At 44.0% G+C, this 23,006-nt stretch carries 16 protein-coding genes, 1 tRNA gene and 1 pseudogene; 3 read left to right on the forward strand and 15 right to left on the reverse strand.

The genetic code is table 11. The features are described from left to right. Positions 1 to 65 precede the first annotated feature (65 nt). Complete coding sequence (locus tag SALPA_RS33220) at positions 66 to 275, reverse strand: transposase (RefSeq protein WP_222427937.1); 210 nt, start codon at positions 273 to 275, stop codon at positions 66 to 68. Positions 276 to 838: 563 nt separating this feature from the next. Between SALPA_RS33220 and SALPA_RS09755 the strand changes: the two are divergent. Then, positions 839 to 1,123 (forward strand): annotated as a pseudogene (locus SALPA_RS09755) (transposase); the annotation flags it as partial. A 352-nt stretch (positions 1,124 to 1,475) separates the two neighbouring features. Here SALPA_RS09755 and SALPA_RS33225 read toward each other — a convergent pair. The 14 genes from SALPA_RS33225 to SALPA_RS28915 all read right to left on the reverse strand — a co-directional run bounded on the left by SALPA_RS33225 (position 1,476) and on the right by SALPA_RS28915 (position 20,652). Continuing rightward, complete coding sequence (locus tag SALPA_RS33225; protein ID WP_370516732.1) at positions 1,476 to 1,580, reverse strand: chemotaxis protein CheW; 105 nt, start codon at positions 1,578 to 1,580, stop codon at positions 1,476 to 1,478. 61 nt (positions 1,581 to 1,641) lie between these two features. Continuing rightward, a complete protein-coding gene (locus tag SALPA_RS09760; protein ID WP_255451119.1) occupies positions 1,642 to 3,615 on the reverse strand; it encodes a methyl-accepting chemotaxis protein in 1,974 nt (657 codons plus the stop codon). Between the two features lie 857 nt (positions 3,616 to 4,472). After that, on the reverse strand, positions 4,473 to 5,990 hold the full coding sequence (locus SALPA_RS09765) for a 2-isopropylmalate synthase (RefSeq protein ID WP_145092935.1): 1,518 nt from the start codon (positions 5,988 to 5,990) through the stop codon (positions 4,473 to 4,475). 231 nt (positions 5,991 to 6,221) lie between these two features. Continuing rightward, positions 6,222 to 7,322 carry a mandelate racemase/muconate lactonizing enzyme family protein gene (locus tag SALPA_RS09770; protein WP_145092938.1) on the reverse strand — a complete coding sequence of 367 codons (1,101 nt, stop codon included), beginning with the start codon at positions 7,320 to 7,322 and terminating at the stop codon, positions 6,222 to 6,224. Positions 7,323 to 7,427: 105 nt separating this feature from the next. Then, positions 7,428 to 8,717, reverse strand: coding sequence for an MFS transporter (locus tag SALPA_RS09775; RefSeq protein ID WP_145092940.1), 1,290 nt, complete (start codon positions 8,715 to 8,717; stop codon positions 7,428 to 7,430). Positions 8,718 to 9,623: 906 nt separating this feature from the next. Continuing rightward, positions 9,624 to 10,430: an alpha/beta fold hydrolase gene (locus SALPA_RS09780; protein ID WP_186451007.1), complete on the reverse strand. Its 807-nt coding sequence runs from the start codon at positions 10,428 to 10,430 to the stop codon at positions 9,624 to 9,626. A gap of 34 nt (positions 10,431 to 10,464) precedes the next feature. Continuing rightward, entirely contained in the window at positions 10,465 to 10,833 is a 369-nt protein-coding gene (locus SALPA_RS09785) for a hypothetical protein (protein ID WP_145092946.1), read from the reverse strand. Between the two features lie 130 nt (positions 10,834 to 10,963). Continuing rightward, positions 10,964 to 12,253 carry an MFS transporter gene (locus tag SALPA_RS09790; RefSeq protein ID WP_145092949.1) on the reverse strand — a complete coding sequence of 430 codons (1,290 nt, stop codon included), beginning with the start codon at positions 12,251 to 12,253 and terminating at the stop codon, positions 10,964 to 10,966. Between the two features lie 316 nt (positions 12,254 to 12,569). After that, a complete protein-coding gene (locus tag SALPA_RS09795; protein WP_145092952.1) occupies positions 12,570 to 13,760 on the reverse strand; it encodes a CaiB/BaiF CoA-transferase family protein in 1,191 nt (396 codons plus the stop codon). Positions 13,761 to 13,876: 116 nt separating this feature from the next. Then, positions 13,877 to 15,061 carry an acetyl-CoA acetyltransferase gene (locus tag SALPA_RS09800; RefSeq protein WP_145092955.1) on the reverse strand — a complete coding sequence of 395 codons (1,185 nt, stop codon included), beginning with the start codon at positions 15,059 to 15,061 and terminating at the stop codon, positions 13,877 to 13,879. Next, a complete protein-coding gene (locus tag SALPA_RS09805; protein WP_145092958.1) occupies positions 15,061 to 16,497 on the reverse strand; it encodes a hydroxymethylglutaryl-CoA synthase in 1,437 nt (478 codons plus the stop codon). Before SALPA_RS09805 ends, SALPA_RS09800 begins: the two co-directional genes overlap by 1 nt. 153 nt (positions 16,498 to 16,650) lie before the next feature. Then, entirely contained in the window at positions 16,651 to 18,264 is a 1,614-nt protein-coding gene (locus SALPA_RS09810) for a PucR family transcriptional regulator (protein ID WP_145092961.1), read from the reverse strand. 440 nt (positions 18,265 to 18,704) lie between these two features. Further along, on the reverse strand, positions 18,705 to 19,820 hold the full coding sequence (locus SALPA_RS09815; RefSeq protein ID WP_255451122.1) for an IS110 family transposase: 1,116 nt from the start codon (positions 19,818 to 19,820) through the stop codon (positions 18,705 to 18,707). A 735-nt stretch (positions 19,821 to 20,555) separates the two neighbouring features. After that, positions 20,556 to 20,652 (reverse strand) — tRNA-Sec (locus SALPA_RS28915). A 357-nt stretch (positions 20,653 to 21,009) separates the two neighbouring features. Here SALPA_RS28915 and SALPA_RS09820 point away from each other — a divergent pair. Continuing rightward, positions 21,010 to 22,425 (forward strand): ammonium transporter, encoded by a 1,416-nt coding sequence (locus SALPA_RS09820; protein ID WP_145092967.1) that lies wholly within the window; start codon positions 21,010 to 21,012, stop codon positions 22,423 to 22,425. A gap of 132 nt (positions 22,426 to 22,557) precedes the next feature. Then, positions 22,558 to 22,929 (forward strand): P-II family nitrogen regulator, encoded by a 372-nt coding sequence (locus SALPA_RS09825; protein ID WP_145092970.1) that lies wholly within the window; start codon positions 22,558 to 22,560, stop codon positions 22,927 to 22,929. The last annotated feature ends 77 nt before the right edge of the window (positions 22,930 to 23,006 follow it).

Raw genomic sequence — 23,006 nt, forward strand, 5'->3', positions numbered from 1 at the left:
GGATTTTGTTGTGGAGTTTGTTTAGGTTATATCCCATACACAGCAGCAGGAATTCGGTCTGCACTTTAACTTTGGCCTCGCAACAGAAATCGCCGGAAGCCCATGTCCTCTTTAAGGACTCCGAACGCTCCCTCTACCTGAATGGAGCGGTTCATGCGCAACAGGACACCTTCCTCGCTTTGAATGCGCTCCTGCATTTCTTGGCGCTGCCTGAGAAAGGCTTTGGATACATGCAGGTTCTTGCTCCGTTCTTCTTGCTTGCCCCCTTGATGCATTGCGCCTTATGCGGGCAGCCGGTGCACTCTGTGCAGGTGTATACCGTTGTCACGATTGCGTAACCGGCTTTAGAACGGGTCTTTTTCCCCATGTGACAGAGGTAGCTGTCGCTTTTGGCATCGTAGGGCATGTTCTCCCGTCTGCCAATATCACTTTTGTATTTACGGGTTTTTCTCGTGTCGTAATTAGCCGGCTTGATAAACGCCGTTTGTCTATGTTCCTCGCACCAAGTGTAATTTTCCTCACTCTCGAACCCTGCGTCTGCTACAGGTTTGGTATACCCCAGTCCTTGCCATTCCTTTGGCACTGGTCGTTTCGATGTTGAATGTGCCCGAATAATTAGTAGGAGTAAAATCTGAAGTTAATGGTGAGCCGGATAGCTCATCACGACTCCGTAATGAATCAGCGAAATTATACCCGTTCCTTATATGTGGCGGATTATTTATTAACATGGCCTTATCAAATAATGTTCGCATTTTTTGAAGGTTTGTTTGCTATACCCTTTTTTAGTACAAGATTTTTTTAGTTTAGGGCTTGACTTCAGTCAGTTAGCTGGTCTTTGTTAAAACAGTGTACACGGTCTAACTCGCATAAGAAAGTTCTCACCTGCTACGTAGGGCAAGAGATCCGGGAATGGGTTCACCAAAATCGACTTACCCCAGAAGGCAAGATGTTGTATAAAAAAAGAAAAGAAACTATTGAGCAAAGCTTCGCGGATTCAAAACAACTCCATGGGCTTCGCTACTGCCATTTCCGTGGTCGCGAGCAAGTACAAGAGCAATCACTCATGACAGCGACTTGCCAAAATAATAAGAAGATCGCTAACCACCTGGCCAAGATGATCTAAGATGGGAGCGATCTTCTTATTATTTCTTGATGATTTCTGAAACCAAGCGTCAACTAACACGTTCTAAACCTTTTATTGCGGTAAATTTATATTATTAAGTGGGTTTCTCGACACTCTGAAGTGTTTTCCCTCGGGAAAACACTTGATCAATGTATCAGATCACGTTTGATGTATTGTAATGGCTTGCACGTTTTTTGTATTTCTTTGAACTCTTCCGTTTTTGCCAACTGACTTATTCATAATATTCAGAGGCGTATACCCCTACTTTAAGTACTCTTGCGCGGGTTCTCTCGCCAGCGCACTCTGCTCGCCTGCCAAATCAATAAGAGAAAGTACTTTGCCCCGAAGACTTCTAAATTCCGTCCATATATTTGGTCCTATTAGGCAGTTTAGTAGCGCCGTTATAGCGAATAACTTCTTTGACCTGCGATATCGGAAGTGCATATTCTTCCGCCACCAACTAAAAACAACTACTTGTTCAGATGCCACGATATCCCCCCATCCTTTCCATACAAATACTAAACCCGGAAATAGCCGACAGCTGTCTGCAGATCCTGGGCCAACTTTGCAAGACTCTGGCTAGATGAGGCAATTTCCTCCATGGAGGCCAGTTGTTCTTCCGCCGCTGCCGAAACCCCCTGAGCTTCACCCGTCGACTTTTTGCCGAGCTTGTCGATTTTTTCGACCGAACCCACAATTAGCTGGCTGCTGGCCGCCATTTGCTGCATAGCCGCCGAAGCCTCTTTAACCCGACCTGACACCTCAGTCACCAAGCCGACGATTTCTCGAAAAGCAGCCCCAGCAGCGTTGACAACCTCGGCCCCTGTCTCGACTTCCCGCGTACCGTCGTTCATCGCTACGACCGCTCTATCGGTATCCCCCTGAATTTCTCCGATCAGCCCCGCGATCTTCTTGGCCGCCTCCTGAGACTGCTCAGCCAGCTTCCGCACTTCTTCGGCTACCACCGCGAAACCCCGGCCCTGTTCACCGGCTCGCGCGGCCTCAATAGCGGCGTTGAGGGCTAAGAGATTGGTCTGACCGGCTATGCCGGAGATAGTGGCAACAATCTGTCCAATTTCCTTGGACCGTTCGCCCAGCTTAGTTACCAGTGTGGCCAAGGTATGAACGGTATAACTAATCTGATTCATCTGGACGATCGCATTCTCCACCGCCTGACCGCCGTCTTTCGCCTTGGCAGCCGCTTGAGCCGATTGATCAGCCACCTGATTGGTGTTGGCTGCTACATGCTGGATACTAGCCGACATCTGCTCCACCACTGCCGAGGTTTCATTGGCAACCGCCAATTGCTCGTCGGCACCAGCGGCCACGGTGGTAATTGCAGTGGCGATTTGGTTAGCGGCCTGTGCCGACTGTTCCGAACTGGCGGTCAGTTCCTCTGCTGAAGCCGCCACTTGCTCTGTAGCACCGAGGATTTGCTGGATGAGATTGCGCAGGTTTCGCGTCATCTGCTCAAAGCTCTGTCCCAACCGCCCGATCTCGTCGTTGGAGGTGATCTTCAGCTCGGTAAGTGATACATCACCGTCGGCGATGCGATTGGCCGCCACCTCCAGTTCCTTGAGCGGCTTGGCAATACGGCGCGCGAACCACACGACGACTAACGCCGTGATAATGAGTACGACCACTATGGTCACCAATGATATCATTGTCAAAGCTGACAGAACATCCGTTATCTCTGCCACCGGCGCTGCCACTGCCAACGACCACCTGACACCCGATACTGGCGCAAAAGATAGCATTTTATCGACGCCATTCCATTCGTAGCTGACAAGGCCCGTATCGCCTTTCACCATATGCCCGTATGCTTCTTTGAGTGCAGGTGAAGAAGTGCTATCTTGCAAAGAATTGACCTTCATCACATTGTCTTTATTTGGATGAATAATAGTCAGTCCGTCCCCTTGCACTACGTACCCGTAACCCGTCTGACCCATCTTTACTGACATAACTTTTTGTGAGAGAGCTTCCATGTTGATGGCTCCGAATAGCACCCCAGTCACCTTGTCATTAACCTTGACCGGAACAGCTACCACCGTCACCAAATGTCCGGTGTCCTTTGACATCAGAGGATCGGAAATAAAGACTTCTCCTTTCACCGCCCTCTGGAAATATTCCCGGTCGGCTGCATTGTTTGCCGTTCCTAACGAGGTCACATACGCGCCACTCGGGTCAACGTAGCCGATGGTATCATACTGCTGATTCGCCTTGGCGACATTTACCATGAAGGGGATAATCTTCTCACGGTCACCGCTCTGAACCACCGCCGACACTGACATAATCGCCATCTCGGCTTTGCGAGCTTCCAGCCAGTCGGCAACATCACCTGCGCCTGTTTTCGCCTGTACAGCCATGTCATGTCTAAGATTCTCGATAATAATTTCCTTAGCCTTCCAATAATTAAGCCCACCCAATACACTAAGCGCTACAAAAAAAATAATGAGAATACTAACCGTCAATTTGGTTTGAATGCTTTTCATATTTTTTCTCCCTATCATTTATAAACTTGTAAACAGAAACGTCAACGCAAGCGTTGACTGCCAATGTGCGTTCTTTTGGACGCTCCAACTTGCGATCCGTTCTCTTGACAGTTCAAAGAATCTGACAAAAATCCCGGATGTTCGCTAGAAACACCCTACCATGATCGGGTCCAATTTATAATTTATGTCATCGTCTCTACTGCAAAAAAAATGTGACATTTGCGATTGATATACCCTTTCGTTGGTCATGGCACCAAACATATATTTTTAAGTATTTATGCATTGTTTTTTATAAAATCCCTTTTTATAAAAGGCTTTATTAGCCTACTCTTTAACTTTGCTATGAATTTGCAAAACCATTTACGCTTTTTGCAGGACTGGTACATCTTATGGAGATTAACTATTAAACACCCCGTAACATAGACGCTGCGGGGTGTTTAATAGTACAACAGGTACTATGCAAATTAACACGTTATAGAGACAACCGAAAAATCCATCTGCTGGAAAGTTTTATTCACGCTGTAATATCGAGTAGACGCCTGTTAAGAAGTTTGGTTTTCTTTTTCAAATTTGTGACAGCCTGGGCTAAAGATTTCCGCTCGTTCCTAGTCGACATTATTGCCAAAAGCCGCTGTTCCTTATGAAGCTGTTTGTATCTATAACATCGTTCAACATAATTCTTAGAGTTTTTTATTGTGGGTATTTCATATTCGGATAGTAAATAAATCGCGCTTACAAAAGCAGACATTTTCTCAATAGTCTGGGCAATTTTACGATGATTTCTTCCAGTGTTGCATATTGCCCAACAAATCTGTCATCGTCATTCCCATGATTTAATGTTCCACTGCTGCCTGAGCCTATTTGAGATAGCCACAAACGCCAATCATCTTGTTCATAGCATTCACGTAGGCCCGTGCACTAGCTTCAATTACATCAGTACTAATTCCTCGGCCGATAAAAATCTTATCATCATGTCCCAGCCAGACAGTCGCCTCACCCAAGGCATCTTCGCCAGAGGTAACCGCTTTTAATTGATAATCTTTCAGGCATACTGAGAATCCTACTGTTTTTTCAATAGCCTTAAATAAGGCATCCACGGGACCATCGCCGCAACTAGCTTCTTCCATCATTCCGGAATCGGTTTCAAGCCGTACGGAAGCAGTAGCAACCATTTGATTGCCGCTTACTACCTGGTGGTAAAGCAGTCGGTAACACTCATCGGTCATTTGTTGCCTGTCGGCAACAAGCGCTTCAATATCACGATCATAGACCACCTTTTTGCGGTCAGCCAGTTCTTTAAACTCCTTGAATAGGACATTAATTTTCTCTTCAGGTAAATCATAGCCCAGTTGTTGGATACGTTCTTCAAAAGCATGTCGCCCAGAATGCTTCCCAAGTACGATAGCATTTCGGCTGCCCACCATTTCCGGATTCATAATTTCATAGGTTAAGGGATTGTTAAGAACTCCATGCTGATGAATCCCTGATTCGTGGGCGAAGGCGTTGTCGCCTACGACAGCTTTATTGGGCGGAACCGCTATGCCGCTGAGAGTGCTAACCTGGCGTGATGTCCGGTAAATCTGCCGAGTATCTATCCGTGTAGTAGCACGATAATACTCTTTCCGAGTAGCCAGAGCCATTACCAATTCTTCCAGTGATGTATTACCTGCCCGTTCTCCAATTCCATTAATGGTGCACTCCACTTGCCGTGCCCCGTTTTGCACGGCAGCGAGCGAATTAGCAACCGCCATACCCAAGTCGTTATGACAATGGGCGCTAACAATAGCCTTATCAATATTAGGCACGTTATCACAGATGTAGCGAATAAGAGCACCGAATTCAGACGGCGTTGAATACCCCACTGTATCAGGTATGTTAATTACTGTAGCACCAGCAGTAATGGCTGCTGTATAAATTTTACATAAATAGTCCCAATCTGACCTAGATGCATCCTCCGCCGAAAACTCGACATCACTGATAAACTTTTTAGCATACCGAACAGCCGCTTCGGCTTGGGCTAGCACCTGCTCTCTCGTCAGTTTTAACTTATATTCCAAGTGGATATCACTAGTTGCAATAAAAGTATGAATACACGGGTTCTCTGCCTTACGCAAGGCTTCTTTGGCGGCATCAATATCCTGAGTATTAGCCCGGGCTAGCGCCGCTATAGATACGCCTTTTACTTGCGCCGCAATCTCACTGACCGCAGCGAAGTCACCTGGAGAAGCACTAGGGAACCCAGCTTCGATGATATCAACCCGCAGTTTAGCCAGTACCTGGGCAATTTCCAACTTTTCCCTAGCTCCCAGGCAAACTCCCGGGGTTTGTTCCCCATCCCTAAGTGTTGTGTCAAAAATTTTTATACCGGTTTCCATGCCTCTTCCTCCATTTGCTCTTTACTATTTCAGTCTGGACAGCATCGAACACAATTCTTTTCCCGCTATCTCAATTTGATGATTCGCTTTTTCACCCGCATACCAGAGCAATTGGGGCGTCTCATCTCCTTTTCGGCAATCAACTTCTTGGCAAAGGTACTGTCCTGCACTTCACCTAGAATCTATTTCATGTCCTTGAGGGTAGCCTCTATAAGCAAAATCAACTTCCCTCTATCCGATTTTTATCGCATACTTGTGCACTTTTTCCCAATCAAGCTCAACTCCCATGCCTGGTCCTTCGGGGAGTTGCATAAATCCATTCTTAATGACAAGAGGTTTTTGTAACAGACTGTCGCCCATATTATCCACATAGTACGATACCTCACAAGGCAAACTGACTTGCTTATGTGCGCACGCAAACTGAATGCATGCCGCATTCCCGTAATCAGTTTCGGCTTGTAAGCTGACTTGAATGGGCATATTGGCTACTTCCGCCAGATGGACAATCTTTGTGGATAGCGTAAAACCTGTCCTTGGAATCTTAATACCGATTTGTTTCAGTGCTCCTAACTGAATCTGGTGATAAACGTCAACAACTGTAAACGTACTTTCATCACTCAATATAGGGGTGTTTACCCGATTGGCCAAATCTTTTCTACCTTCATTATCCCAACTAATCAAAGGCTCCTCCAGACTTGCCAATACCCCTTCCAGTGCTTTCATAACCCGCAGCGCATCTTGGCGGCTATATGCCATGTTGGCATCAATATAGAGTCTGACATCATCAGGCGAATTCTCTCGCATCAATTTGAGCACCTTAATATCATTATCTGGATGCGGTCCGCCTTTGACCTTGAAGGTTCGATATCCTTCTGCAATTTTCTGTTTCAGTTCATCTAGCATTTCTTCATTTGTGCCAAACCCAATCTGCCAGGAAATCGGAATTTGCGTCCTGTAAGGACCACCCATTAATTTGTGGACAGGAATATTGAGCAATCTGGCGTTCAAATCATACAACGCCACATCGATAGCACCTTTTGCTGCTGGATTCCAAACAACCTGGTCTAATTTTTCCCATATTTTTTGCAGAGCAAAAGAATCTTCACCAATAATTAGAGGGGCCAGATACTTGGTTAACGCATAATACATGCCTTCTTGCGTTTCCCCATAAATCATCGGACGGGGTACAGCTTCTGCAACACCATAAGTACCGTCTTCTGCTTCAATCTTTACAATGAGATGCTCTGCCGCCGGCAATGAGCCAGCAGCCCAGAATACCTCTCGTTTATTGACAATCTTAAAAGGAATAACTTCAATTTTTTTTATTATCATGATTAACACCCCTTATTTTTTTATTCCAAACTCAAAAATTATAGTTCCTGTCATATATTACTATGAATCCGTATCCTCTAATTCATTTGTCTTTTCCTCCCTTTGTCACTGCCCGATAGTCGGGCTTGTTATTATATCTTCTAGGCGTTTCTGTGCTGTTTCAGGTCCTGTAAAGATGGTTGGTACCATCAGCCAACCGATACACACAGCGACAAGTACGCCAGCAGAAACCGAGTATTTTTGCGCAATAACCCCTAATATAAATGGTGCTAACATTGATGTTCCTTTGCCCACAGCCACAGCAAGTCCAAGACCCAAAGACCTTACATGCGACGGAAATATCTCACTGCTGTAGCTAATCAACACAGTATGAGCACCCATGCCACAGCCAATCAATGCTGCAATAACATAAATCGCAGATAAAGGCACTCCGGGAATAGTTTTCAAATAGTTTATGAAGCTCACACAGATCAAGCTAGACGTTACAAATATTGTTAATGTTGGCTTTCTGCCAATTTTATCGGAAAGCGGCCCTGCAACTACATAGCCGATAGTGGCAATACCCCACATGAACATCGTTATGTACGAAGTTGTCAATTTGTCAATGTTGAAATCTAACATTAGTACACTTGGAAACCATAGCACGAGGCCCCATGAGTAAAATCCGCCAAAAATATGGAGCAAAGTCCCAATGATTGTGAACTTACGGTATTCTGGCTTGAACAGTTCCCTGAAGCTTACATTGGCTTTATTGCGGTCCAGTTTTGCTTCTTCTCGCCCTTTCAGCCACCGCTCACTTTCTTTCAGTGTCATAAGCACCCAAAAACACATTCCAGCGGGAATCAGCAGTATAAAGTAACAACCTCGCCACCCTAGATTCAACCCTACAAATCCCGCAAAAATTGCTGCTGCAAGAAAGTAACCGACGGGGTAGCCAGACTGCATAAGCCCCATGGCAAACCCGCGTTTTTTGGCTGGAACTACCTCAGACAAGTACGCAGCTCCAATTGGCCACTCACCGCCAGTCCCGCTTCCAGTGAAAAACCTTGCCAGTGCCAAATGATAAAAATTTTGAGCAATCCCTGTAAAACCAGAAAAAATTGAATATAGACCTATGCATCCGGCCATACCCCACCGTCTTCCTTTACGGTCTGCTAAATAAGGTAGAATAATCGACCCAATAACTGCGCCTCCAAGAAAGATGGATCCAACCATACCCATTTGCCACAGTGAAAGTCCAAATTCTTCGCGTATTATAGGCAAAGTTAATGCATAAATAGTCCCGTCAGCAGCATCAAAAACCCACGCAAAAAATACAAACCATAGTACTTTCCATGAATAAGGAGTCATTTCCAGGCTTTCTTGCGCCACAATTTTTTGATTCTCTTCCTGCATCAACCTACTCACTCCTTTTATTTCTAGATTTATTCTGTTCACATTGACCGTATAAGCCTCTCCTGTCTACAATGCATAGTTCACCGCCATGCCCCACTAGGATTGCCCAATGCGATTGGCCCCTAGCCATGACCTGGATTGACGATACGCCGCCAGCGATTAGCCGGTATCTCCGGTTGCACGAAGGCGAGGTGAGCGCATGGTTTCTAAGATGACGACTCATTTTCTAAAAGAGCTACGGCTATCCGGCGCTGCCAACGGTTACCGGCCCTATGGAGGCCAAAGGCTCGTCTCACCTTGACTTTTGCTCTGCTTTGCTCAAACAAGAGATGGATCACCGTGAAGAGACCCTAAGCGCTCGCGGAGAAAGCAGGCCCATTTTTTCTCACACCAAAACCCTTGTAATAAAGTGAATTTATTATTGCGTTTCAATATTCGGATAATTAAAGCTTTAATGATATTCTAATTTTCCTAATAATCTATAAAACAGACTTGACATAAGGCATGGATATCTTCATCGTAAAATAAAACCCTACTATTATGCACGACTTTATCCTCAACAAGAATAGGTTAGCAAATACCCTGACTGAATTATCTTTCGATTTGAAATTGAAACCGTTCTTAAACGACTTTACTTAAATGACTCTGACTATCTCTAACTACTTTCGATAATTCTTTCGATGTTAACAGCTGATGAAGCCAATTGCTGCATAGAAGCCGTAATTTCGCCTACCACAGCGGCTTGGCGCTCTCCAAAAGCCGCAGCATGATTAATAGTAAATCTCGCATATATTTAGCAGTTATTTTTGTGTTTTATATATTCAAGTTTTTTTAGCACACCTTTGTTAGAAGCATCTAAAGTACTGGATGTCAGCCCCTGCGCTCGCAGGGGCTGACATCAGCCAATCAGTCAAGTTGCGTGATAAATTCGTCCATGTATTCGCAAACTTTTTCCGGATTTTCTACTAGAATAAAATGACCGTAGTCCGGAATTGGTTTGTAAATTAGTTTCTTGCAATTGGAAATACGCGCAATGGTGGCCTTTGCCATCTCCTCGGTAGCAATCGGGTCGTCAAGTCCTTGAATAACAAGTGTCGGGCAGGTAACCTTGTCCATTTTGTCTCGGACATCAAAGCCGTTGTACTGCGTCAAATCCCCTTGTTTGGTAATACCAATTTCCGACATAACCCCCCAGAGAATGAAATCTTTCCTTTCCTGTGTAGTAGCCTTTCCAATCAGGCATTCAGAAAATTCTAAGTGGGAATGCTGGCAACTGACATAAGGATGGTTCAACAGTTCCAAAATACGTTCATCAATAGTAGGAGTATAATCGGAACCCTGCATCGAAACAATTGCGCGAACAGGATATTCCTGGGCTATATGATAGACAATGTTGCCGCCCATTGAGCAGCCAATAACGATTGGATTTTCTACTCTAAGCTCCTGAATAACAGCCCAAACAAACTTACCATAGTCTTTATAGTTATTGATAACCTTATTACCCGGCAGTGGCCAGCTTTTACCATGAGCCGGCATATCGAACGAAATCATCTTATACTTCTTAGCAAAAATATTCATCATATCATGATACTGCCTATTTTCACGCCCTGCTGTATGCAGGCAAATGATTGTTGCCTTGTCATCGGGTGCATTATTGGTTTCGCAGTATACATTAATGCCATTCACCTTAATATAAAAGCCTGTAATTGACATAGTGATTACCCCTTTCTTGTCGCTTATATAATTGTTAGCAGATACCGGCATATACCCGAATCAGTTGCGCCACAACATTGAAATTTTGTCTAAAACGAATGGCGCCGCCCATAGTAGTTAGATTATTGGTATTTCCTCTATTCGTAGCTACACTGAGGGATTTATGTGTCCGAAATTTTTCCCAGTCCTCTTTAGAACCGGACACACCAATGTCCACACCTGTGTTGGGAATTCCCTTTACAACACTAACGCATTCTCCTAAGTGAAAAGAAAGCGTACATGTTTCACCGCTGTCGACAATGGTAATATCACCCGTAAAAAACTTTCCATAATAAAACTCCCGGAACTTTTCTGCTTCTGAGCCGTTAATAAGCGCTTGAAGCCGCATCATTTTCTCCAACATTGATGATCCTCCTTTTAAATTTTATATAGCAAAAAGTCCTGCGACTTTAACTATTAAGAAGCACAGTATGTTATGCCGTAAAACTTCATTGCAGCCCGCTCTTACACTTTCTTCTGCTGGACGACATCAGCTAGTCGATGATATCGTCCAGATTCCGTCTAGCAGTTTCCTGACCGAAAAGCCAGACAATCGGAACCATCAGCCAACCACCAAATGCCGCAACCAATTCCGCCGTTGTAGCGGAGGAATTCTGAGCAATATAACCAAGTAAAAGCATAGTAAAGACGGCAGATGCACGCCCGGCGCCGATTGAAATAGAAGTACCTACAGCCCGAATGTGAGATGGAAATATCTCACTCGAATAAGCTATCAAGACAGAATGTTGACCCATACCGAATCCAAGCATAATGGTTGCTATATATAAAAGCATACTACCCTGTGAGGCTAACGCTGCGTTGCCCTTCGAAGCAATATATAGCAATATGCAGGAGATCACTGTCAGCGAACTGGCAAGCAGCATTCCTTTCTTGCGACCAATGATGTCAGAAATCTTACCCATAATCGGATACCCCAAAATAGCAGTTCCCCAGAGAAGCATATTCATTTTACCACAAGTCACAGCGTCAAAATGGAAGTCTGTACGCATGGCAACAAGAAACCACGTCATATTTCCCCACGCCCAGAATGCTCCAACGATATGCAATGACATCGCAATCAAAGTGTTTTTTCGATACTTTAGCTTAAATAGCTCGGACAATGAGATTTTTTTCTGGGTAGGATCAATCAAGCCTTTTTGCACATCTTCTCTATATTTAATCCATTGAGGGCTCTCCTTGAGCATGCCCATAACAAATGGAATCAGGATAAGCCCGAACGAACCTACATAACAAAACTCTCTCCAGCCCCAGCCCCAGCCGGATACTAGCGCGAACACGCCGGAGCAAAGAAATGTACCCACTGGTGTGCCACTCTGCATCGCACCTAAAAATCCTCCTCGATCTTTGGCAGGAACCATTTCGGACAGATAGGATGCACCTATTCCCCACTGACAGGTCTGTCCATGTGCTGCAATAAAACGAAGTCCGAATACCTGAAAAATATTATTAATCAGCCCCATACCACCGTTAAACAAAGCGGCCGCCAGGATACTCAAACTCATCCCCAGGCGTCTGCCTTTTCTATCCGCTAAAAGTGGCAACCAGAGAGAACTGATAAACCCTCCCGCAGAATAGACGCTGGCTATAATACCAATCATGCCAATTTCAAAATGAAGCTCCTCAATCATAAATGGTGAAGCAAGCGTATAAACGTTGCTGAAATTAACCAGCGTCCATCCCAAGAATACAAAAATAAATACTCTCCAGACTTCACTGGTTACCGGCTGATCTGCTGGAGTGACCACATTCGCTTGACCGTTCATATAATATACTTTCCCTCCCTTAACTATATTTAGATAATCGTTGATTCGCCACAATTAACCATCTGTTGGCTCAAAATGCATACAACTTATTCATCTTTCTCAATAGAAGCCTCTGTCAAACTAAAAATTGATCACCCACATAACAGACAGTCGGGGTTGCCTCCACTATCTCATTTCCCCGGACTACAACTAAATACGATCAACGATTTTTTTGATATTAACAGCCGATGAAACCACTGCTGCATAGGAACCGTACTGTCACTCGCTGCTGAGGCCTGACGTTCTCCAAAAACATCAGGATCACATCTTAAGTTTTTTAAATTACTCTCTCATTACGAAAAGCTGCTATCTCTTCTTCGGTAAAACCAAAGACATCTTTATATATCTCATTATTATGCTGTCCCAAGGTAGGAGACGGCATTTTGACGCATGCATCAGTTTCACTCATTCGTATCGCTGAATTCGTGACTTTCACTTTCCCCGCGATCGGATGGTCGAATTCGACGAACATGTTTCGAGCCCCGGCAATATGCGGATCATTACATACCTGGGCAATATTATAAATTGGCGCCGCCGGAATGCCAGCATCAAGCAAAGTTTTAACCAAATCAGCTACCGTCCATTTCTTCGACCATTGTTCAATATATTCTTTGCACGGTTTCCGATTTTGAACGCGCTTGTGAACGGTTTCAAACTCAGGCATTTCGAGAAGCTTAGGCATTTCCATCAGGTCAACCAATTTATTCCACATTTTATCATTACCAACAGCAAGGACTATCTCTCCGTCACTTGCTTTGTAAGACTCCATCGGAGCGCCCGATTCGTATGAATTGCCGCGACGTTGAGGTATCCGCCCATCAACTAAATAATGCTGATTAATGGTTGCCATAATGGCAACCGTCGAATCAAGCAGCGAAATGTCAAGCATTTGCCCAACGCCCGTCTTGTTACGGTATTGCAACGCAGCAAGTATTCCAACACTGGCTGTCATTCCGCCGACAGCATCGCAGATAGGGCCGCCCGTGCGGGTTGGTTCTCCGTCTGCCTCCCCGGTAACGCTCATAATGCCGCTCATTGCTTGGGCGATAAGGTCATAACCCGGCCATTGGCTGTAGGGCCCGGTTTGCCCGAATCCCGATACAGCTGCATAAATAATCCGCGGATTAACTTTTTTCAGTTCCTCATAATCTAACCCAAGCTTCTTCATTACTCCGGGGCGGAAGTTTTCAACCACAACATCTGCACTTTTGACCATTTTCAAAAATACGTCTTGGCCTTTTTTCAGGTTTAAGGTAATTCCCCGTTTGTTGCGGTTCATATTCATATAGTACGAGCTCTCACCATTTTTGAATGGGTTGAAAAACCTTGCATCATCACCTGTGCCTGGTTGCTCAATTTTTATGACATCGGCTCCCATGTCCGCCAAAAGAGCGCAACAATAGGGACCGGCCAATACCCTAGTCAAATCCAGAACCTTCAATCCTTCTAGCGCACCTTTTTGTGCCATCACAAAATCTCCCCTTTTATATTTTGCCGAGTACGTTTTATTCCACGATGCAAATCTGAGCGTATATACAAAGCCTAAATTCTATTTCCATGCGAAACCGAACTTAGCAATAGCTGTTAGCCTGGTTCGTTGCCAGCAATAAACACGCAGCTCAACTGTGGTCCCCCGCCAAAGGTGTGTGAAAGGCCGCGGCTTACATCCTTTACCTGACGTTTGGGATTGTCCACCTTATACTGAAGCTGCTTATAGATTTCATACGTCATCCGCAGTCCGCTGGCTCCGACTGGATGCCCGAAACATTTCAATCCTCCGTCGACATTGACCGGCAATCCTCCGTTCAGTTCAAAAAAGCCTGCATCAATATCTTCTTTAGCCTTTCCTCTAGCGCTAAAGCCAAAATCTTCATAAATCAGCATTTCTGTGATTGTGAAGCAATCGTGAACTTCTGCCACGTCAATCTCGGTGCGCGGATTTTTGATACCAGCCATTTCGTAGGCTTTAGACGATGAGGTTTTCAATGCGTCAAAACTTGTCCAGCTAAATCCTGGTCTTGTATGAGGAAGAACCGAATCCATTGACATGCCAAACCCCTTTACATAAATAGGATCTTGGCGCAACTTCTTTGCGGTGTCGGTTCGGGTGATGATGGCGCATGCCGATCCATCACTGTTGCCGCAGCAATCATATAGACCAAGCGGCGAAGCAATCATCGGAGCTTTCAGAACTTCTTCGATGGTTATTTCCTTATGAAAGTGGGCCTTAGGCGATAACATGCCATTCCTATGATTTTTAACGGCAATTTTGGCAATTGCCTCTTTTCCTTCTTCCGGAGACAGGCCATACTGTTCAAAGTATCGGGTACCAATCAAAGCAAATGATCCTGGAGCGGTTCTTCTGGCTTCGTAAACAGGGCTCATCCCTCGCCCAGCTCCCAAACCTGGAAATCCAGTATCCTTAAGTTTTTCTACGCCAATCGCCATGACAACATCATAAGCGCCGCTGGCGACAGCCATAATCGCGGAAATCAGAGCAACGTGGCCCGCACAGCACCAGTTCTCGTTTCTGATGACAGGAATATTCTTAAGTTTCAACGCATCAATAACTTGAGCGCCCGCCAGACCACCCACGGGGGCATAACATTGCCCAACAAACACAGCCTGAATGTCTTTTGGACCAACTCCCGCATCTTCATAGGCTTCATAAGCCGATTCAACGACAAGGTCACTCACTCCGCAGTCCCAGCGCTCGCCAAATTTCGAGCATCCCATACCAGCTATTGCAATCTGATCTTTAATTGACATTACTGGTCACCTCCGTTTCTTACTGGACGACATTTCCAATAGTAGTTAATGTAATTGCCGCCTTCATAGATCTTCCGGAACGTAAACTCTACTTCCATACCGATCTTTACTTCTTCATTATTAAAATCAGTCATTAACAGGTAATAGCGGAATCCCTCACTGTCATCAGCAACTGTCTGGACAACCACCGGGTCGTCACCACGCCCCGCTAAATTATCAATGGAATAGGTAAATACTTTTGCATGACGGTCAGAAAGTCTAACTTCCTTAAACTCATCTTTTGCGCCGCAGGAAGGACAGATTCTGTTGATTGGGAAAATCCCTTGACCACAACTTGTACATTTGCTGCCATAAAGACGCAAAATGCCTTTTTGTTCCCGCCAGTAGGCAGAATTAGAAGGAAAAGTCCGGAAAGGCTCGCCGGGAACAGTCTCAAGCAAATCTCGGAAAGACAAATATCGACTATACGATTCAAGCGTTCTTTTGGTTTCCAAAGCGTATTTAACTGTCGGTTTTTGTTGGATTTTATGCACCTGATCAGTAACTTGGAACAAAAAAGCATCTGCACCGTTTCCATACGCGGCCAGCAATATGAGCTCACCAGGCTTAGCTTCTTCCAGCGCGGCTGACAGCAACAATAACGGCTGAGCAGTACCGCAGTTTCCAATTTGCAGCATGTAGGAGTCTTGAATTTGTTCAGGAGTAAAGCCGGTTTTTTTGGCAACGGCGGCATTCTCTTTCATGCCCGGAGTAGACAATACTACCTTTTGGACATCTTCAGGTTTCTTCCCGGCTTTCTTTAAGATGCCTTTTACAGCCTGCGTCATGGCGGTCATGTAGCCTTTATCAGTGATGAAACGTCCTTCACCATGATTTACATATCGTTCGCTAACATTTCGCCATACATCAATAATCTCAGTGTTTACCGAATAGCATTCAACGATCTCTGCAACTAGGTCTTCCGAACCAACCACCAAAGCAGCTGCTGCGTCGCCAAATAGTTGTTCTTGATCGGATTTCGGAAAACCATTACGGCAGTCAGCCGCAGTAACTAGTGCTTTTCTAGCTGATTTTGCTTTTACCGCGTCAATTGCTGCTTTCAAAGCGCTCGTTCCAGCTTTCGTCGTATTGGAAAAATCAGCTGTGACAAGATCATTCTTCAAATCACATACGACAGCTATCATGCTTGCAATCGATTTTTCTGCATATGGCGCAGTCGTTGAAGCATAATACAGTGCATCAATTTCCTGGCGATCAGAATTCTGAAGACAAGCAATCGCCGCTTCAACCGCCATTGTCAAACTGTCTTCATCCGTATTTGCTACGCTTCGTTCCCCTTTGATTGCGCGTCGTTCCCATGCCCGTGCTATAGTTTCCCGTTTCAGGCGGTAATACGGCACATATGCACTCAATGATGATATGCCTACATTCATCATAAAGCCCCCCTTATATCTGTTATTTGACTACACTATTTGATTTCTGCAAAAAAAAAATAGAGCCTTCGTATAAAGACTCTAAAAACGTATGGCTATTTTCCTAATTTTCTACGAATACTATTAAATCAGATAATTATTAGTCGAGCATTAATACTATAGGGAAACCTCATGAATTGCGTCTGAATCCAGCTTCGATAAAACATAGGCCATTTGCAAGACAAATTTTCCCTCCGGCAAAAAGAAGTTGGTACCAGTTATGTCATGTATTCTCTGTAATCTATAACGAAGAGAACTAGCGTGTATATGAAGTGCTTGAGCCGCTTTCTCCAAAGAGCCACTGACAAGACAGGCTTCAAGAGTTGCCCATAATTCTGCATTACACTTTTTATCATATTCCCTAATTGGATCTATAATCGTTCTTGCCATCATGTTGTACTCGTTGGTACCCAAACTGTGAAGCAGTAATCCTTCCTTGATGAACTCATCATAACAAAACAAATTAGATTCAGGTTTAAAAATTCTCCCTAACCTTACAGCCTTATTAGCCTGTTCATAACAGTCCGGAATTTTCCTTAAATCTGCAACTGACATACTGTACCCTAAATCAAATTTATTATTTTGCTGCACTTGCTCACTTTTCATAAGGGTCGTCATGGCTCGTTTTATAGTTTTATGGTAAGCCGTCAGCGATTGGTCAGGTAATGAAACAATCGCCACAATCTCTGTCGATCTAAAAAAAACGGCGCTATGGGTAAATACCGTTCGCAATCGCGTAAGCAACTGATGACTTGTAAATTGAAGCGAATCGTTGGATTCTGTATTACGAAAGGAGATAAATATAACAAAATGATATTTTTGAGGAGTTAATCCTAAGAGCTTAATTCGTTCCTGCAACAAGGCTTCGTTTTCATAACGTTGAAAAAGTATCTCATCGGCAATAGCAGTTATCATACGTTGCTCTGTTTCGATAACGAGATGTTTCTCTAATAGTTTTATTGACAAGAACACCACCATCTGCCTCACGAAAAGTAATTGACTGTCACCCATTTGGTTAATGCCTTTTAATACGAGATACCCCATAAACTGATCACGCGCCAAGCAGGGAAACAAGTAATCATCATTTATTTGCGTATATCCCAAAAGACTTCGCCGTGAATTACTGGCCTCATTAACTAATAATTCAACGTCCTCGTCCCCGCCTTGCAATTCGGAGGAGGCATAATGAGCCAGCATTTGTCCTAGCGGTGATACGCAAGCGCAATAACAATTTAGACCCTCTCCAAGACACTTAACGAATACCTCAATTTTATCTCCTTTTAAAACGGAGGATAGGAGATATTCATATTGCTTGTTCAAATCTTTAAATGTATTAAACTGACTGTCAATTATTTCTGCAGATATCGTACCAATAGCCTCGCGGAAGGTTATATTTTTATCCATAGAGAATAATGGCAATCCATAATTATTGGCAGTCTCAATCACATAAGATGGTATTTCTTCAATAAAACGCCCTACTTTTATTGCCAAAGCCGCAATCTTCTTGTTACCAAGTTTAGCAATAATTTCACTCAAAAGATTTGTATCTTCTTTAAGTGCATATAAAGTAGTAAGCACAAAGACATTCTCTTGCATATACTCGGCAAAGTCGGGAACTTCCATAACGGTAACCTGCCCGACTTCTCTGTTCAATCCTTCGGCGCCGGCAATTAATTTAAATCCTTTCATAAAGAGTGGTAATGTGGAAAGTTTCGCTACGGTTATATTCACATCCTTACCCCTTTACCTCTATTTTCTGCCCAATCTTCTTCTAGAATGTTCCTAATATTCTTCTATAATCGACACAATATTACCTGCTGCAACTTGAATGCTTAAAAATACGCCTAAGCAGTTAAGTTTGTACTCCACCTTATATGATAAAATACCAAAAAATTACATACTCCAACTTATTACGGATTAGACCGCGCCCGGGGGTATGGTCTTAAAAGTATGAGTATGCAGACCAAGCTTACTGCTTTGGCGGTGAACTTAAAAAGGATAGCAGCTCTGATATCCTTTTGTCTCAATTATTTAGTCTGAGACCAGCTAAGTGAAGTCAAGCCCTTAACTACAATTTTTGTTTATGGAAAAATAAGTATAGCAAACAAGCCTCTATCAATATCGAACGATATTGATAGAGGTATAATGTAATGTTTTGTTTTTCGTCTTCGTTAAGCCGCCTTTTGCAGGTGTTTTTGATACAGTTCAACCTGCTGATCAGGGGTAATCAAACGAAATGGCTGCTTATTCTTTAATACCGAGAATATGATACGTAGTAGCTTGTTCATAGCAGCGCCTAAGGCTTGTTTCTTGGTTTTCGTTTCGATTTTCCGTTGGTAATACTCATAAATCACCGAGTTAACCTGCGAACCTTTAGATTCCTTACGGATAGACGTCGTAGCAGCGATATAGAGTGCATGTCGGAGAAATGGTGATCCCCGTTTGGTTACTTTATTCTTTGTCCCTACAAAATTCCCCGATTGTTTAACCGAAGGGTCGATACCGCTAAAAGCCACTAATTGCTTAGCGTTCGCAAACCGTTCAATATCACCAATTTCGCCCAAAATGATAGCTGCTAATGTATCACCTATGCCCGGAATGCTTTTTAGGAAAGTGATTGCCGGTAACTGTTCAGCAAGTGCTTTAATCTGGTCATCGAGTAAACTAATTTGTGCGTCTAAAGATTGCACAATGCTAGCATAGCATTGTATTGTGGCGGCATAGGCCGACAAGGATATGCCAGTAACTTGGGCATCATCGGCGCAAGATAACAAATCAGCATATTTTTGCTGAGCATATAATCTACCCTTACGGGATACCGTTTGCAGCATGTCCAGTATGACATGCTGATTGGCTTTCTTGCTCCATTCACAGGGTGTGGGAAACTTATTTACTAGAGTCAATGCCGTAAGCGATCCCGGGTTAAGGATAGTAGGAAAAAGAGGAGCAATTTGTTCAATAGCACACTGTAACTTATTGAGCAAATTGGCTCGTTGTTCTACCAACTGCCCCCTTGTTCTTGCTAAGACCTTCAAATTGGCCAGCTGTTCTTTAAGCATAGTTGTAGGATAAAAAGCATGAACAAATAACAGTCTGGCCAATTCAAGTGCATCAACCCGATCTGTCTTAACTTTCCTTACAACAGAATTTTTGATAGAATGGGAGATAAGGGGATTGATGTGGTAGACTTCAAAACCCTGTTTCAAGAAAAAGTGGACGATGCGCTGAGAGTAGTGACCCGTGGATTCTAGGGCGATGAGCGGTTTACTACTAAATGCTTCTTCCACTTTTCTTATTTGCCCTAGAACAAATAAAAGCCCTTGCTTAGTATTTAACGCTTTAAAGGTTTCAAAAAGGTAGTACAAGTTGGAGATACTGCTGCATAAGAACAAAAATTTTTGGCTACATCAATGCCAATAACCGGACGATTAGTCAACACCGCTGACCTCCTATAAGATAAATTGAAGGGTTATCCATTCCAAGCTCAAAGATTACCGCCTTGCACGTGAAACGGGAATAAGCTCCCAACCAGCTAAAACGTAAATGCTTTGGAAATGGATGAATTGTCTGTAGGCATGGGTATAGAAAAATCTTCCCTGGGACGGGGCCATTCATATCCTTCTTCCTCATTATACCTAGAAACTGATTGTTCGGAGTTTTTCTATCCCAAAATGGATAACCCTTCTGTACTATATCTTACAGGGGACGGGGTTGCTGACAACCTATCCATGCAATAAAATAATATTTCAATTAATACTCAAATTCTTATAACTTCCAACGTGTTGCAACTTCCTTTTGTTTGATTTCGGCAGTGTATAAGTACCATTTTTGCTTTTTTAAGTAAAACTTATTTGCTTAGTGGAACTATCCAAGACCTTTCAAAAAGTACACAGCAAAAAACCCGCAAAATTCGCGGGTTCAATTTATTTTCGGATTTGCATGGTCGAGGCAAAGCACTTCGTATGAGATGTGGTATACAATAGGATTTTAAGGTCAAATGCCATAAACCCTTGATTTCTCTATGGCGGGAGCGTGTAGGAATCGAACCCACCATGGACGGATTAACGCCCAACGAACAGTTTTGAAGACTGCAGGAACCACCAGGCCCCATCCGCTCCCATATCAACTTTACATATATAATATAACATAAGACTTTTTCTTATTCAAGGTACATCTCAGTGAGACATCATTTCCAAATTCCGCAATATAAATACTTTTTTGCTTAAAAACCAAAATTCTGCTTGACACTGGTCTGTACCATTTGTTATAGTAACTACATCAAGTTAATCATTTAGGCAATGAAGCCTTCGCAACTAGTTGCGAAGGCTTTTGTGTCTACGATTCCGGACAATGGCGTCCTGAAGGGGTATCCCTTTGAGGCGCTTTTTTTATTTCCGGATATCGCAAGGGGGGGATGTACTTATTCAAAAATACACTTTCATTCAAAAAATATTAAGTAAAGGAAGGGATGTACAAATGAAAAAGCTCTGGACTATTTTTACGGTATGTTTATTGTTAATGCTCGTATTTGCACCTGCTGCCTTTGCTGACGGCGAGACGCCAGCTGAAGCAGCCAAAATTGATACCGGGGATACAACTTTCGTTCTAATCAGCGCCGCACTTGTTATGATTATGACTCCAGGTTTAGCCTTATTCTACGGTGGTATGGTAAGAACCAAAAATGCTTTAAGCACTCTTATGCAAAGCTTTTTTATCATTGGATTAGTCACTGTGCAATGGGTATTATTGGGTTACTCCCTGGCCTTTGGACCAGATGTCAACCATTTCATTGGTTCGCTTGACTGGGTTGGCCTGAGCGGTGTTGGAATGGAACCTAATGCCGATTATGCCGCAACCATTCCGCATCAGGCTTTTATGATCTTCCAAGCTATGTTTGCAGTTATAACTGCTGGCTTAATTACCGGTGCCTTTGCTGAACGAATGAAGTTTGGGGCTTTCGTAGTTTTCACCTTGCTTTGGACCACCTTAGTATATGATCCTATGGCTCACTGGGTATGGGGTGTAGGCGGTTGGATCCGCGAACTGGGTGTACTGGATTTCGCAGGTGGTACTGTTGTTCATATTATCTCTGGGGTCTCAGGCCTCACGATTGCCCTTATGATTGGCAAACGCAAGGGGTATGGCTCTGAAGTCATGATGCCTCATCACCTGCCAATGACTGTTATTGGCGCTTCCCTACTCTGGTTTGGTTGGTTTGGATTTAATGCCGGCAGCGCTTTATCTGCCAACGGTCTTGCTGCCAGCGCCTTCGTAGTTACTCATGTAGCCGCTGCTGCTGCCACAGTTTCCTGGGTATTAACTGAATGGTTATATCATGGCAAACCCACCATTTTGGGCGCTGCTTCCGGATGTGTCGCCGGTCTTGTCGCTATTACCCCAGCCGCTGGCTTTGTCAGCCTTATCCCGGCAGTCATCATCGGTTTGTCTGCTGGCGCTATCTGCTTCTTGGCTGTGGCTGTCCTGAAACCTAAGCTTGGTTATGATGATTCCCTTGATGCCTTTGGCGTACATGGCATTGGTGGCACCTGGGGTGCTATCGCCACAGGTTTATTTGCCTCCAAAGCCGTTAACCCGGCTGGTGCTGATGGCCTGTTCTACGGCAATGCCAGTCAATTAACCACTCAACTTATTGGTGTTGGCATCAGCTGGGTATTTGCCGCCATAATGACTTTCATTATTCTCAAAGCCATTAGCTTGTTTATCGAAGTTCGCGCTACTGCTGAACAAGAAATTCAAGGCCTTGACATTACTGAACATGGTGAACGGGGCTATGCTTATCAAGATTTCATGACAGGTTCACCAATTGCCTTTGGTTCCTCTGCAAGTGGCGTCCCGCAAGAATTAGTTGCGAAAAAAACGACTCTCGCGTAAACTGTAACTAATATATGCTATATATTCCGATTAAAGACATTGTAGGTGCAGGCAGATGGTGTAGTAGTACCAACTCCCATCTGCCTGCAAAAAGCTTTAACACGCTGTATATAGAAAAAGGAGGAACTTATCATGAGACCGATTACGAAAATTGATATTATTACCCGCCCTGAAAAGCTTGAAGAATTGAAAGAGGAAATGAAAAAAATTGGCGTCACAGGTATGACCGTAACACAAGTCTATGGCTGCGGCCTGACTAAAGGCCACACTGAGGTATACCGAGGGCAAGAGTATAGCATTAATCTAGTTCCCAAAGTAAAAATCGAAATTGTCGTTTGTGAAGTACCGGTTGAACGAGTGCTTGAGGCTGCTAAAACGGCTTGCCGAACCGGAAAAATCGGTGATGGCAAAATCTTTGTTTATCCTATTGCCAATGCCGTCCGCATCCGTACCGGCGAAGAAGGCGACATCGCTATTGCCGACCCGGCTGATATGTCTAAGTAAAAGTAATCGGGTAGGAGGCTGACCCTTAGTGAGTCAGCCGACCTCCCACCGAACCGTACGTACCGTTCGGTATACGG

Origin of the sequence: Sporomusa sp. KB1, assembly GCF_007830295.1 — a bacterium.
Lineage (GTDB): Bacteria > Bacillota > Negativicutes > Sporomusales > Sporomusaceae > Sporomusa.

What these genes read in the sequence shown, in the direction of transcription:
- SALPA_RS33220 (WP_222427937.1), bottom strand. Translation starts at nt 275, where the DNA reads ATGCATCAAGGGGGCAAGCAAGAAGAACGGAGCAAGAACCTGCATGTA.
- SALPA_RS09760 (WP_255451119.1), bottom strand. Translation starts at nt 3,615, where the DNA reads ATGAAAAGCATTCAAACCAAATTGACGGTTAGTATTCTCATTATTTTT.
- SALPA_RS09765 (WP_145092935.1), bottom strand. Translation starts at nt 5,990, where the DNA reads ATGGAAACCGGTATAAAAATTTTTGACACAACACTTAGGGATGGGGAA.
- SALPA_RS09770 (WP_145092938.1), bottom strand. Translation starts at nt 7,322, where the DNA reads ATGATAATAAAAAAAATTGAAGTTATTCCTTTTAAGATTGTCAATAAA.
- SALPA_RS09775 (WP_145092940.1), bottom strand. Translation starts at nt 8,717, where the DNA reads ATGCAGGAAGAGAATCAAAAAATTGTGGCGCAAGAAAGCCTGGAAATG.
- SALPA_RS09780 (WP_186451007.1), bottom strand. Translation starts at nt 10,430, where the DNA reads ATGTCAATTACAGGCTTTTATATTAAGGTGAATGGCATTAATGTATAC.
- SALPA_RS09785 (WP_145092946.1), bottom strand. Translation starts at nt 10,833, where the DNA reads ATGTTGGAGAAAATGATGCGGCTTCAAGCGCTTATTAACGGCTCAGAA.
- SALPA_RS09790 (WP_145092949.1), bottom strand. Translation starts at nt 12,253, where the DNA reads ATGAACGGTCAAGCGAATGTGGTCACTCCAGCAGATCAGCCGGTAACC.
- SALPA_RS09795 (WP_145092952.1), bottom strand. Translation starts at nt 13,760, where the DNA reads ATGGCACAAAAAGGTGCGCTAGAAGGATTGAAGGTTCTGGATTTGACT.
- SALPA_RS09800 (WP_145092955.1), bottom strand. Translation starts at nt 15,061, where the DNA reads ATGTCAATTAAAGATCAGATTGCAATAGCTGGTATGGGATGCTCGAAA.
- SALPA_RS09805 (WP_145092958.1), bottom strand. Translation starts at nt 16,497, where the DNA reads ATGATGAATGTAGGCATATCATCATTGAGTGCATATGTGCCGTATTAC.
- SALPA_RS09820 (WP_145092967.1), top strand. Translation starts at nt 21,010, where the DNA reads ATGAAAAAGCTCTGGACTATTTTTACGGTATGTTTATTGTTAATGCTC.
- SALPA_RS09825 (WP_145092970.1), top strand. Translation starts at nt 22,558, where the DNA reads ATGAGACCGATTACGAAAATTGATATTATTACCCGCCCTGAAAAGCTT.